Annotated in this window: 10 protein-coding genes; 7 read left to right on the forward strand and 3 right to left on the reverse strand. The window is 60.6% G+C overall.

The window, feature by feature from the left end:
- Positions 1–62: 62 nt before the first annotated feature.
- From H8K20_RS00920 to H8K20_RS00930, 3 genes are all read right to left on the reverse strand, one after another.
- Positions 63–518: a low molecular weight protein-tyrosine-phosphatase gene (locus H8K20_RS00920; RefSeq protein ID WP_186487206.1), complete on the reverse strand. Its 456-nt coding sequence runs from the start codon at positions 516–518 to the stop codon at positions 63–65.
- A gap of 115 nt (positions 519–633) precedes the next feature.
- Positions 634–1,569 (reverse strand): class II fructose-1,6-bisphosphate aldolase, encoded by a 936-nt coding sequence (gene fba / locus H8K20_RS00925; protein WP_105203300.1) that lies wholly within the window; start codon positions 1,567–1,569, stop codon positions 634–636.
- A gap of 162 nt (positions 1,570–1,731) precedes the next feature.
- Positions 1,732–2,676 carry a DNA-3-methyladenine glycosylase family protein gene (locus H8K20_RS00930; RefSeq protein ID WP_186487207.1) on the reverse strand — a complete coding sequence of 315 codons (945 nt, stop codon included), beginning with the start codon at positions 2,674–2,676 and terminating at the stop codon, positions 1,732–1,734.
- 560 nt (positions 2,677–3,236) lie between these two features.
- Here H8K20_RS00930 and H8K20_RS00935 point away from each other — a divergent pair.
- The 7 genes from H8K20_RS00935 to H8K20_RS00965 all read left to right on the forward strand — a co-directional run bounded on the left by H8K20_RS00935 (position 3,237) and on the right by H8K20_RS00965 (position 13,501).
- Positions 3,237–3,482: a hypothetical protein gene (locus H8K20_RS00935; protein WP_129589359.1), complete on the forward strand. Its 246-nt coding sequence runs from the start codon at positions 3,237–3,239 to the stop codon at positions 3,480–3,482.
- A gap of 295 nt (positions 3,483–3,777) precedes the next feature.
- Positions 3,778–4,530, forward strand: coding sequence for a 23S rRNA (guanosine(2251)-2'-O)-methyltransferase RlmB (gene rlmB / locus H8K20_RS00940; protein ID WP_105203646.1), 753 nt, complete (start codon positions 3,778–3,780; stop codon positions 4,528–4,530).
- Entirely contained in the window at positions 4,531–7,455 is a 2,925-nt protein-coding gene (locus tag H8K20_RS00945) for an HAD family hydrolase (protein WP_186487208.1), read from the forward strand.
- Positions 7,456–7,807: 352 nt separating this feature from the next.
- A complete protein-coding gene (locus tag H8K20_RS00950) occupies positions 7,808–9,886 on the forward strand; it encodes an elongation factor G (protein WP_186487209.1) in 2,079 nt (692 codons plus the stop codon).
- 616 nt (positions 9,887–10,502) lie between these two features.
- Complete coding sequence (locus tag H8K20_RS00955) at positions 10,503–11,498, forward strand: nucleoside hydrolase (protein WP_105203305.1); 996 nt, start codon at positions 10,503–10,505, stop codon at positions 11,496–11,498.
- 398 nt (positions 11,499–11,896) lie between these two features.
- The gene (locus tag H8K20_RS00960; protein WP_164998059.1) at positions 11,897–12,550 is read left to right on the forward strand and encodes a Crp/Fnr family transcriptional regulator; all 654 of its coding nucleotides are present in this window, start codon (positions 11,897–11,899) and stop codon (positions 12,548–12,550) included.
- 180 nt (positions 12,551–12,730) lie between these two features.
- The gene (locus H8K20_RS00965) at positions 12,731–13,501 is read left to right on the forward strand and encodes a DUF4830 domain-containing protein (RefSeq protein WP_186487210.1); all 771 of its coding nucleotides are present in this window, start codon (positions 12,731–12,733) and stop codon (positions 13,499–13,501) included.
- The last annotated feature ends 233 nt before the right edge of the window (positions 13,502–13,734 follow it).

Genomic DNA, 13,734 nt, shown 5'->3' on the forward strand with positions numbered 1-13,734 from the left:
GATAAAAAAGAGCGGGGAGCCTCCACGGGCTCCCCGCTCTTGCCGGTTTTGCAGGGTATATACTATATGTGGCCCAACGCCTGGAGCAGGCCCTGACAGCCGGCGGTGACGTCGCGATAGGTGGGGGCGAAATCGCCGGTATACCACGGGTCGGCAATATCGCCGGGGGAACGGGTATAGCAGAGCAGCAGATGGACCTTGTTTTGGATGTCGGGGCCCACGATGCGGCGGATGCCGGAGAGATTTTTTTGCTCCATGGCGATGAGCAGATCGTAGCGGCTGTAGTCTTGCCGCTGCAGCTGACGGGCGCGGTGGGCGGGGACGGGGATGCCGTGTTGGGCCAGTATGCGGCGGGTGCCGGGGTGCACGGGGTTGCCCAGCTCCTCGCGGCTGACGGCGCAGGAGTCGATAGTGAAGTCGCCGGACAGGCCGCGCTCGTTTACCATGTGCTGCAGTACGAACTGGGCCATGGGCGAGCGGCAGATGTTGCCGTGGCAGATGAAGAGGATGCGGGTCATGGAAGAGGTACCTCCTGTTGGTGTGGGGGATATTCGTTGGGGGGCAGGACCGGGGCGAGGATAAAAAACGGGTGCGGCAGCTGCCGCACCCGTTTTATGAGGACATGATAGGAGTTTAGGCTTTGCCGGCGCAGCCCATCACATCGGTGATCTTGTGTTTGACCATGTCGCGGATGGCGTCGCGGGCCGGAGCCAGGTACTGTCTGGGGTCGAAGTGAGAGGGGTTCTCGGCCAGGTACTTTCTGACGGCGGCAGTCATGGCCAGGCGCAGGTCGGAGTCGACGTTGATCTTGCAGACGGCCATGGTAGCTGCCTGGCGCAGCATCTCCTCGGGGATGCCGATAGCGTCGGGCATCTCGCCGCCGTATTTGTTGATCATCTCGACGAACTCGGGCACTACCGAAGAGGCGCCGTGCAGCACGATGGGGAAGCCGGGCAGCCGCTTGGAGACATCCTCTAAGATGTCGAAGCGCAGCTGGGGTTTCTGGCCGGGTTTGAATTTGTAGGCGCCGTGGCTGGTGCCGATGGCGATAGCCAGCGAGTCGACCCCGGTGCGGGTGACGAAGTCCTCGACCTGGGCGGGATCGGTGAAGGAGGCGTTTTCGGCGTCGACTTTGACGTCGTCCTCGATGCCGGCCAGCTGGCCAAGCTCAGCCTCGACGGTCACGTCGAACTGATGGGCATAGTCGGCCACTTTTTTGGCCAGGGCCACGTTCTCCTCGTAGGGCAGGTGCGAGCCGTCGATCATGACCGAGGTGAAACCGCCGTCGATGCAGCTCTTGCACAGCTCAAAGCTGTTGCCGTGGTCCAGGTGCAGGGCGATGGGCACGCCGGTCTCGATGACGGCAGCCTCGACCAGTTTGGTGAGGTAGGTGTGGTTGGCGTACTTGCGTGCGCCGGCGGAAACCTGCAGGATGACCGGAGCCTGCAGCTCTTTGCAGGCCTCGGTGATGCCCTGAACGATCTCCATGTTGTTTACATTGAAAGCGCCGATCGCATAGCCGCCTTCATATGCCTTTTTGAACATCTCTCTGGTATTTACCAGTGGCATAAAGATCACACTCCTAAAATATTGTTGCGCCCCACCACCCCATGGGTATGTAGGCCCGAACTTGTCTTTATTATAACAAACGGGACTGCAAATGAAAAGACAATTTACACCCCTTTTGGCATTTTTGCGGTTTTTGACCGGCGGCCGGGGCGCATTGTATCGCTATCCGCCAATCGACAGGCTGTCTTTTGCCGGGGCGGCCGGCTCCTTTTCTTTAAAGAGGGCGGCGTTTTGACGGGCGTAGTGAAACAAAAACTGCTGGGCGATGCCGGCATAGGGGCGCATATAGCGGGGAAAGCCGCCGGGCAGCAGCTCTTTCATCACCCGTTTCATCCATACATCCATGGGCACGCATTCGGTGCGGTACAGGCCGTAGAGCAGGGCGCAGTCGGCCACTTTGGGGCCCACCCCGTAGATCTGCATCAGGTGCTGCCGGGCCTCGTCGATGGGCAGCGTACGGCAGCGCTCGAGATCTACCTGGCCGGCGTGGACCCGGCGGGCGGCATCGAGCAGGTACTTGGCGCGAAAGCCGGCCCGGACCGGCGCCAGATCGGAGACCTCCAGCCCGGCCAGGTCGGCCGGGGCGGGAAAGCGGTAGAAGGTGCGACCGGGGTAGAGCGGCGAGCAAAACGGCTGACCGGTGAGCTGGCACAGCCGCTGGACCAGCCCCTTGATGCGGGTGATATTGTTATTCTGCGAGAGGATGAAGGTGCAGAGCGCCTCGAAGGCGTTTTGCCGCAGCACCCGGATGCCGGGAAACTGCTCGACAGCCAGCCGCAGCGGGCGGCGCCGGCAAAACAGCTCTTTGAGCGGTGCATAGTCGCAGGACAGGTCGAAGTAGTGATCGATAAAGGCGGCGGTGTCGGCGCTGACTCCGTAGAACTCGACCCGCTCTTTGACTGTTTGGGCGCACAGCAGCACATCGCCGGCCACGCCGTACCACCGGCCCAGGTGGTCCTGATCAAAGCGAAAGGCCTGGCCGCAATCCAGCGTGAGTGGCAGCGAGAACGGCGGCGCCGTATCGCGGGTATTTTCGATGATATAGGTGTCGCCCTGCAGCCGGGTGCTGAGACCGGGACTGCGGGCGGCCTGGATGACTGGTACCATGCAGACGCCCCTCTCTTGTGCCGCTGCCGGCCGACAGCGGCGATGGTCTCAGTATACCAGAAAAAATAGAGCTTGCGGAACTGTAATTTTTGTAAACAACTGCCCCGTTACTGGGCAACTGAACAGTTCGCCCAAATCGGACGGTGATTTTTCCCGCAAAAAATGTGGAGGAAAACAGGGAGAAACCTCTTGCTTTTTTAGCGTTATCCTGCTTTGGAATGAAGATGCGAGTTTACATAATTTGAAATTTCCACATATCCATTCCACCGCCGTAAACGGCGCTTTTAACGCGTTGGCAAAATCTTGCGTAACGGGTATTCCACCATTTCAACATAGTTCTCCACACAAATTATGTAAACCAATATCAATACTGTCTGTATAACGGCGGTATGAGCAGTGTCAAAACCTGTACCCGTGCAGTGTGCCCAGCTTTTGCCTGACGGCAGTTTTGGCGGCGGGCGTATAAAGCGGGGCCACAACTGACAAAGATAGTATTAGCCCGAAAAGAGCGCGGGCGGCACAGAATTTTTTGGCAGGGGGGACCGGATGTGGTGCGGGGTGTGAACAAGAAGGTAGTGGAGATCGTAGGTGGCAAGGAGGACTGTTTTGAGCGGGCCATCGTCATCGTCAAGAGCTCGCGGCTGGGGCTCAGCGACACCCAGCTGCACCGCCAGGCGGGGGGCGCCATTACCGGCATGGTCAGCTGCCGCCCCCGCCGCGACTGGCGCTGGCTGCTGCGCACCGGAGTGCGCTACCTGGCGGTGCTGGCTGCCGGGGCCGGGCTGGGGTGGCTGCTGCTGCACTGACCGGCGACCGATTAAGCCGATAAGATACAGACGGCGGTGTGGGACAAAAGGCCCGCGCCGCCGCTTTTTAGCGCGCTAAGAGCGGCGGCAAAAAAAGGAGCGCCCGCTGTGGAGAGCGGTGCCAAAGGGCGGGACAGGACCGGTAAAAGTTGCCGTCGCATCTTGTAAAAAAACCGTGTAAACTGCCAAAGATGTATGCTATAATACAAATATCTATGAGTATATATCTGTGTTTGCCGACGGCGCCGATCAGGGCGCGGGGCGGACCACTTTACCTTTTGAGGGGTCAGATACCATGTACGATGAATTTATTGCCGGCAGAAATGCCGTATATGAGGCGCTGGAGGCCGGGCGGGAGATAGACTGTATCTACCTGCAGCGGTCCGGCGCCGGCAAGGGCCTGGGCCGGGTGGTCGCCGCGGCTAAAAAGCGGGGGGTCATCATCAAGGACGCCGACGCCAAAAAGCTGGACGCGCTGTGCCCGGGGCAGAATCATCAGGGCGTTGTCGCCGCTGCCAGCCCGGTGCACTACTACACCCTGCAGGAGGTGCTGCAGCGCGCCAAACAGCGGGGGGAGGCCCCGTTTTTGGTGCTGTGTGACGGCATACTCGACCCCCATAACCTGGGGGCCATCATCCGCACTGCCGAGTGCGCCGGCGCCCACGGGGTGCTGATGCCCAAGCGGCGCAGTGCGCCCATCTCGACGACGGTGTACAAGTCTTCGGCCGGGGCCTGTGAGCACCTGCCGCTGTGCCGGGTGGGCAATCTGGTGCAGACCATCGAGCAGCTGAAAGAGGCCGGCGTGTGGGTGTACTGTGCGGACATGGACGGGGTGAATTTTCGCGACCAGGACTTTGGCGGGCCGGTGGCCATTGTGGTGGGCAGCGAAGGTGAAGGCGTGTCGCGGCTGGTGCGCCAGAGCTGTGACGGTGCGGTGAGCCTGCCGCTGCTGGGGCAGATCAGTTCGCTCAACGCCTCGGTGGCGGCGGGCATCGTCCTGTACGAGGTAGCGGGCCAGCGGCTGGCGGCGAAAAAGGGGGCTCAGTAGATGGAGAAAAACAGGAAGTACGACACGCTCACCAAAAATGCCATCGTCGACGAGATCCTCGATCAGGTGCGCAAAAAACACACCGGGCCGACCGCGACAGCCGACCGGGCCAAGGTGAGCCGGGCCGACGCGCTGCTGCAGGAGCTGCAGCAGGAGCGGGCGGCAAAAAAGGCCCCTGCCGCTATACATACTGCCCCCGCCGACCAGCCGCCGGCTGCCGGGACAAAAGAAGAAGGGCAGAGACCCAAACCGGTGATGCAGGCGGTGGCGGAGAAGGTGGCCCTGCGGGAGCAGGAGACCGCGCTGCTGCCCAAGGCGGCCGCTTTTTTTGGCGGCGGCGAGGACAAGCTGCAGGAGACCATCCACCACGATATCGTGCCGCGCAAGGTGCAAAAGCGCGAGATCACCGACACCGAGCAGATACGCATCCAGAAGATGGCCAGCTTTTTTAAAGAGAGCGAGACGCCCGACGACATCGTGCCCGAGATCGCCGCGGAGATGCCGCGCCAGGAGCGGGTGACCGGCCCCGACCTGGGGAAAAAGGCGGCCGCCGGCCCTGCTCTAGAGAAAAAGGGGCTGTTTGGCCGCGTTAAAAAAAGCGCTGAGAAGTCGCACCAGCAGGTGATCGACGAGACCCGCCGGCAGGCACAGCAGAGCGAGCTGACGCCGGCGGAAAAAGGGGCGGCCCCAAAGGAGACGGCGCGCGCTGAGAGCGGTGAGTCTGCACGCGGGGCGACAGCGCTCGCAACGGACCAGGCGCCCGCCGCGCGGGCTGCTGAGCCGGTGGGCGGAGGACAGCCAGCTCAGCCGGAGGCCGCCGCACCCGAGATGGCGGCGGCAGAAAGATCGCCGGTGGCCGGGCCGCACCAGCAAAAGGGGGCGGTGCCCATCAACTTTTTTGCCACCGACGAGATGCTCATCCGCGCCGATGACAAGCCGGTGAGCCAGCTGGTGGCCGACGAGGCCTCGGGCACCTTTGAGATGGGCCGGCGGCTGGAGGAGAAGATCGAGCCGCTGGTGGAGGAGACCATGCACCTGGGCGACCGGGAGTTGCTCAAGCGGGCCCGGGCCAGCAAGGTGAAGAACTTCCAGATCGACCGCCAGCAGATCGAGGGGGAGTTTGAACCGGGCATCGGCCCCGACGAGGCGTTTACCGAGCAGGACGAGCCGGACCTGTACACCGACGCCGACGACGAGGAGGATGTGTACCAGGCCGATGACGAGCACGCGGCGCTGGAGCGGCTGATCTCGCTAAAGGGCAAGCTGCGCATGCGCATATCGGTCACCGGTATCTTGACGCTGCTTTTGCTGTATCACAATTTAGCACCCATCTTGCCGCTGCCGCTGCCGGGCTTTTTGTCGCCGGTAGACGCCCCATTTGTCTATTTGGGCCTGGGGCTGGTACTGCTATTGGGCGGTGTGCTGTGCTGCACCTCTACCGTTATTGGCGGGCTGGGGTACACCTTTACCCTGAAGGGGGACAACGACTCCCCGGTGGGGCTGTGCTTTTTGGGCTGCCTGCTGCAGTACGTGGTACTGTTTTTTAATGCCGACCAGATGGCCAAGTCGGGGGTGTTTCTCTACTCGGCGGTGGCCATGATGGCGCTGTTTTGCAACTGTATGGGCAAGCTCAATATGGTGTGCCGCATCCTGCGCAACTACAAGTTCATCACCTCGGACATCGAAAAGTATACCTGTGAGCTGGTGGAACCGGCGAGCTTGGCGGAGAACATCGTGAAAGGCGTGGCGATCCGCGACCCGCAGGTGGCCTACCGCCGGCCCTGCCGGGAGCTTTCGGGCTTTATCAGCCACAGCTTTTCGGAGGACTTTTCGGATAAGTGCGCCCGGGTATTGGGCGTGCTGGGGGCGGTGGTAGCGCTGCTGGTGGGCTGCTTTCTGTTCATTACCCGCGGCGACGTGGTAGCGGTGAGCTCCACTGTGGCGCTGATACTCTGCGCGGTGTGTCCCTTCTCGCTGATGCTGTGCTTCAACATCCCGTTTTCGCGTATCTGCAAGTATCTCAACCGCTTTGGCGGGGTGCTGTCGGGCTACTCGGCGGTGGAGAAGCTGCAGGACCTCAATGCGGTGGTGGTGTCGGACGCCGACCTGTTCCCCCGCGGCAGCGTGCTGCTGCACGGCATCAAGACTTTTGGCGGCGAGCGCATCGACGAGGCCATCCTCAAGACCGCCAGCGTGGTGTGTTCCAAGGACTCGGCCATCTCCTCGGTATTTTTAAAGGTCATCGAAAACCGCACCGACATCCTGCTGTCGTTTGACAGTTACGTGTACGAAAACGGGATGGGGTACTCCTGCTGGATCGACAACAAGCGCATTCTGGTGGGAAATCGGGAGCTGATGCTCAACCACGGAGTGGACGTGCCGTCGGCCGATTACGAGAAGAAGTACCGCCGCGACGGGACCCGGGAGCTGTTGTATCTGGCTACCTCGGGCGAGTTGACGGCCATGTTCGTGCTCAGCTATAATCAGAACCCGCAGGTGGCCGAGATGCTGCAAAAATTGGATCCCACCGGGCTGCTGCTGGCTGTAAAGACCAAGGACCCCAACCTGACGGCCCAGCGGGTGGCCCAGGTCTACGATCTGCCAGAGGACATGTTCACCGTCATCCACAGTCATACGGCTGCGCAGCTGGAGGAAAAACCGGCTGACCTGCCAGGCGACTGTGCGCTGTGTACGATGGGTTCGTTCATCTCGTTTGCCCAGGGCATCCTCAGCGCATTTCACGCCAAGAGCCAGGTGACGGCGTCGGTGGTCATCCAGTCGGTGGGGGCGGGCATCGCCCTGCTGTTGGCGGTGCTGTTCTCGATGGTGTTCGGCCAGGGGCTCATCTCTACCTCGGTGCTGTTTTTGTACCAGATGGTATGGCTGGTGCTGTCTATCGGGCTGCCCTGCGCGAAGAGATTGTGAGTGGCGGCCCTATAAGGAAAGTTTGATAGAAGAGAGGCTTTTCGCCGCCCGGCGGCGAAAAGCCTCTCTTTTTTGCTGCCCGGCGGCGTACAGCGCGCGGCGTGGGACGGCGTTCGTCAAACTGTCTAAGATGTGGCGGCGGATTTGTGACAGGATATGTATATTCTTTATGGCAGTTCCGTGGTAATATAAACTAAAATAAAAAATCAGATGCTGCAAGTATTGGGCAAGGTGTACACAGACAGACCGAAAACTGTTGTGTAATCTGCCCGTTCGGCGGCCGGGTGCGCAGGAAATGCGCCCGATCTGGGGCTGCCATGCACCATAGATTTACAGAAAGGTATGTGATTTTGTGAAACAGTATACGCCGGAGAAGATCAGAAACGTCGCTGTCATGGGTCATGGCAATGCGGGAAAGACCTCGCTGGTAGAGGCTATTCTGTGGTGCAAAGGACAGAGTGATCGCCTGGGCAAGGTGGATAACGGGACCTCGGTCAGCGACTATACTGAGGAGGAGATCAAGCGGGGCACCTCGGTGTTCTCGTCGGTGGTGCCGGTAGAGGTGGTGCGCGGCGGGGACGAGCGCAAGATCAACATGGTCGACGCCCCGGGACTGTTTGACTATGAAGGGGCCCAGTGCGAGGCAATGAGCGCCTGTGAGAGCGTATTGATCGTGGTGTCGGGCAAGTCGGGCATGTCGGTGGGCGCTGAGAAAGCCTATAAATCAGCGGTGAAAAACGGCAAGTCGCGCATGGTATATGTGTCGAAGATGGACCGCCCCAGTGCCGATTTTTACAAGGTGTTGGAGGAGCTAAAGAGCGCTTTTGGCCCCTCGGTCTGTCCGGTAGTGGTGCCCTGCCGCGACGGCGACAGGAATATCTACATAAACCTGATCACCGACAAGGCCTACACCTATGACGCCGGGGGCAACCCCAGCGAGGTGCCGGTGCCGGATATGGAGCACCGGTTGGAGGGCCTGCGCTCGGCCATGAGCGAGGCGGTGGCCGAGGCTGACGAAGAGCTGTTTGAAAAGTTTTTCTCGGGCGAGCAGTTTACCGAGGAAGAGCTGCGCCGCGGCGTGCAGCAGGGGGTAAAGGACGGGGCCATCACGCCGGTCATCTGCGGCAGTGCCCTGATGCTGGAGGCGGTGGACCTGACTGCCGATATGATGGCCCACCTGCTGCCCAGTGCGGCACACGACGAGTCGAGTGGGGTGGAGGATGAGAGCGGCGAGCCGGTATCGCTGCCCTGCGACCCCGCCGGCGACCCGGTGGCCTATGTGTTTAAGACCGTCAACGACCCGTTTGTGGGTCGGCTGTCGTTCGTGAAGGTGCTGTCGGGCAAGCTGACCGGCGACTTAAAGCTGTATAATGGCACCCGCGGCGAGGCGGTGAAGATGGGTAAGATGGTATACCTTTGCGGCAAAAAGCAGATCGATACCAAAGAACTGCCGGCCGGCGATATCGGCGCAGTGACCAAGCTGTCGGGGGTGTTTACCGGCGACACGCTGTGCCGTGAGGGAAAGGTATATAAGGTGCTGGCCCCCAGTTTCCCGATCCCCACCTATGCTATGGCGGTACAGCCGGTGGATAAGGGCGATGAGTCGAAGATCGGGCAGGGGATCTTAAAGCTGTGCGAGGAGGACCAGACGCTGCATTTTGCCACCGACAAGGAGACCAAGCAGCAGGTGCTCACCGGTATGGGGGAGCAGCACCTGGATGTGGTCATCTCGCGGCTCAAGAGCAAGTACGGCGTAGACGCCAAGCTGGAAAAGCCCATGGTCGCCTACCGGGAGGCCATTGGCAAAAAGGTAAAGGTAGAGGGCAAATACAAAAAACAGACCGGCGGCCACGGCCAGTACGGGCACGTGTGGATCGAGTTCGAGCCCTGCGACGGTGAGGGCCTGGTATTTGAGGAGAAAGTATTTGGCGGTGCGGTACCCAAAAACTATTTCCCGGCGGTAGAAAAGGGATTGCAGGAGAGCATCCAACACGGTGTGGTGGCCGGTTACCCGGTAGTGGGCCTGAAGGCGACACTGCTTGATGGCTCGTACCACCCGGTGGACTCGTCGGAGCTGGCCTTTAAGACGGCGGCCAGCTTGGCCTACAAAGAGGGCATCAAGCAGGCGGGCGCCTATCTGCTGGAGCCCATCGGCACCCTGAATGCGCTGGTGCCGGAGCAGAACACCGGCGACATTATGGGCGAGGTGAACAAGCGGCGCGGCCGCGTGCTGGGTATGGACCCGCAGGACGGCGGTTATACCGAGATCGTGGCGGAGATCCCCATGGCGGAGATGAGCGATTTTACCACCACCATGCGCCAGACTACCCAGGGCCGCGGCAGCTTTACCTTTGTGTTTACCCGCTACGAGCCGCTGCCCCCACAGCTGGAGGCCAAAGTGGTGGAAGAGGCTAAAAAGTTTTTTGAGTGATCGGTAGAGAAAAAAAGATGAGCTGAAAAGCAGAGCTGTACCGCGGGGTACGGCTCGGCTTTTTTGTTTAGAGGAAAACCGCGACTTGGCCGGTGCCCGTATGCAATATGGTAAGAAGGCTTTTTATTGGGGCAGAGAGCAAAGGTGTTGCTGGTACCCCGGCGATGAGAGAAGATGGCCGCCTGTGCAGCGCGGACCTGTTTATTGATTTGCGGGCGGTACATGGAAGATCCGGCACTGATCTGCGATCGGTGCTGGCGCTTAATAGGACCGACCTGGGTCCGCCGGTTACTGGGTACCCCGGGAAAAGCCGGCAGATAGGGTGGCACCGGCAATGTGGCGGCGCGGGGACCGGGGGTAACGAAATCTTATTTTGGGCGCCATTGGGGCGCGGTGCGGGGAAAAGCTGCGCAGAGGTGGTAGAAAAAGGCATGGACAGCTGGGCAACAGTGATGAAAGGAGAGGAAGAGTTTTGTACTATACGACAAAAAATGAATGAAAGGACAACGGTCCTTGTGCGGCCAGGTGAAATCCGTATACTGGACGTTGTGAGAAAAAACCGGGATGTGGACGCCCGGTGTGACAATCTGCACCAGCAGTAAAAGGAGACCGTACCATGGAAAAGAAAAAAGTAATTTTAGACGTCGATACCGGCTCGGATGACGCGATCGCTCTGATCGCCGCCATGGCCAACCCCGACTTTGAAGTATTGGGCATCACTACCGTCAACGGCAACCGCGCTGTTCCCATCACCACCGAGAACAGCCTGCGTATCAGCGAACTGATGGGCGGCACCGTGCCGGTGTACCAGGGGTGTGCGCTGCCCTGGACCTCCTGCATGCTGGGCCTGCGCAAAAATTACCCCCAGTACGAGGCCCCCGCAGACGCAAAATACCGCAACATCCACGGAACCTATATCGACCAGTGCCCCAAGGCCACCAAAAAAGCCGAGGACCAAAATGCGGTCAGCTGGCTGGTAGACACGCTGATGGCCGCCGAGGAGGAGTCGATCACTCTGATCCCCCTGGGGCCTCTGACCAATATCGCCCACGCGATCCGCATTGAGCCCCGCATCGTCTCGAAGATCAAAGAGGTGATGTACATGGGCGGCGGTTTCCGCATCGGCAACAAGTCGGCGCTGGCTGAGTTCAACGTATGGCTGGACCCCGAGGCCGCTCAGGCGGTGCTGGATGCCGGTATCAAGAACTTTACCTTCGTGCCGCTGGACGCCACCCATCAGGCCTACCTGACCAAAGAGGACGCCGCCCGCATCCGCGCCATCGGCACCCGCCCGGCCGAGGTGGTGGCCGATCTGGTAGATCAGCGCATCTTTGGCTACAGCAGCTGGCAAAAAGTCGAGGTGGAGGACGCCGCCCCGATCCACGACCCGCTGTGTGTGGCGGCGCTGGTAGACCCCACCGTGCTGGTGGACGTGATGGACGCCCCCTGTGTGGTGGACTGCGGCCGCGGCTCGGCTTACGGCGTGACCATGTTCGATATCCTCAATGGGCGCATGGAGGCCAAAGAGCCCAACTGCAAAGTGGCCCTGCACGCCGACCGCCAAAAATACGTGGATATCCTCTGCCAGCTGCTGGAGAACACCAAGAAGTAAACAGTTCTCCCGCCTTTGAGCAGTAAAAACAGACCGAGAGAAACAATAGATCATGGCACCCGCAGGGGTGTTTCGCCAGGCAAGCGGCACAGGGGCACGGCTCCTGTGCCGCTGCTTTTTGCAGCGGCGCGCGGCGGTGGCTGGGGGCGGCGCTGATCGAGTGGCAGGCAGTGCTGGCTGCGAGCGCCCCGGCGGGCGGAGACGGCCCTATTTGAGCGGTGAAGGGCTGCGGGCGAGATGACAAATTGAACCTTGGTCGATCACTTTTTGGTATATTGAGCTAAAAAAGCAGCGTAAATTTTGCACAGGGTAGTAGTGCCACAGCCGGAAAAAATTTGCTATACTGAAAAACAGAAGAGAGCGTGCACAGTGGACACATGGGCAGAGGGGTGAAGGAGTTGCAGTCAAAAGAGATCACCGAGCGGTTTTTACACTGCCCGCCGCCGCTGCGGGAACAGATGGAACACTGCCATTTTGCCGCTGGGGAATACCTGATGCGCTGCGGAGACGAGGCCGATACGGTATACCTGCTGCTGGAGGGGGACGTCAAAGTGTTCCACTACGCGCAAAACGGCGAGATCATCATCTCGTATATCGGCTCGAAAAACAGGGAGCTGTTCGGCGAGGTGGAGGCGCTGCGGGACGACGGCTACGCGATCTCGCGCAATGTGCTGGCGGTGACGGCCTGCTCGGCCATGAAGATCCCCAAGGCGCTGTTTTTGCAGTGGGTGCGGCAGGACCCGGACTGGAGCCTGTTTTTGCTGCGCCGCTTTGCCCGCCAGATGGCCGAGGCCTCGGAGTACGGGGTGTCGTCGGCGGTGCGCCCGCTGAAGGTGCGGGCGGCGATGCTGCTGCTGGATCATCTGCAGCCCGGCGGCGAGGTGGATATTGGCAAGGATGAGCTCTCGGGTATATTGGCCACCAGCATGCGCAGTACCAACCGCATTTTAAAGACCATGCGCGAGGAGCGGCTCATTGCCGTGCGGGGCAACCATCTGAAGGTGTTAAACGAGGAGGCACTGCAGCAGCTGGTACAGGAGAGCGAGGAATAGAGACAGAAAGCCAGAGCGCCGCGGGCGGGACCTACCGCCCGGCCGGCGCTTTTTTACTGTCTGCAGATGGATCGTCGGCGGTCTGTTTGCAGGGGGCGGCGCATATAGATGTAGCAACTCTTGTCAAACAAAATCAAGACGGGCGACCGATGTGGCGCGCCTGTGGGGGAGTGGTGCTACGTGTTCAGCTATACCATCAAGGCAAAAAAACTGGCAGTGGGGGTGGGGTGCTTTGCGGTGGCTCTGCTGGCCTGCGCCGGCGGCTTTCGCTTTTATCAGGACCACCGGGATGCACTGCAGACCGAAGCGGTCCCGCCCGCTGCCCAGGCGCCGGTACAGACGCCTGGGCAGCAGGCGGGCGAGCAGGCCGAGCAGCCGGCGGAAGAAGCGGCGCCGCAGGATGAGCAGGCCCAGGCCGAGGTGGCCTCACAGCAGGGGGACGCCGTAGAGCAGACCGGCGAGCTGCAGGCGGCGGTGCAGGCCGAATCGCAGCAGAAAGCTGAAGCGGCTGAGCAGAGCCAGGCGACCCAGCCCACCGAGGAGGCCCAGTCGGCCACCGCGAAGAAGCAGGACCAGCTGCCCCGGGAGATAGATACCCGCGCCGAGAAACTCTCGCTGAAGGGGGAGACGGCCAAGCAGCGGTCGACCTTTTTAAAGGCGGTGGGCATTGCGGTGGAGAGCGAGCCGCTGGAGGTGCTGCAGGTGCGGCTGCCCAGCGACTTTGACGAGCGCTATACCCAGTATAACGACCTGCAGAAAAAGAGCGGTATGGACCTGGCGAAGTACAAAGGAAAATCAGTTAAGCGCTACCGGTATTTAAAAAAGGCGGCGGACGGTGAGGGAGAGACCTACGTGCACCTGCTGGTGTACAAGGGGAACATTGTGGGTGGCGACATTACGCCGGCGGCCCAGGACACAGCCAGCAGCCCGCTGTTTGTGAAGAAAAAGTAAACTTTCCTGCCCGTTTAAGTGAGCGCCAGGTGACGGCAGCGGGCGAAAAAAGGAAAAAAGAGATGCGCTATAGTAAGCTGCAAAGCCTACTGCCAGGCGGTTTGTGCCCGCCGGATGGCCGGTGAGATGACCGGCCGGTGGCGGCGGCTATGGTGGCGCGTTTTTGCCCGATGTGTGAAGGCGCCGATAAAATCGGCGCTTTTTCGTTTGCGCGGCTGCGGTGCGTTGTGGTA

The sequence above is a fragment of the Neobittarella massiliensis (ex Bilen et al. 2018) genome (assembly GCF_014269355.1).
Lineage (GTDB): Bacteria > Bacillota > Clostridia > Oscillospirales > Ruminococcaceae > Neobittarella > Neobittarella massiliensis.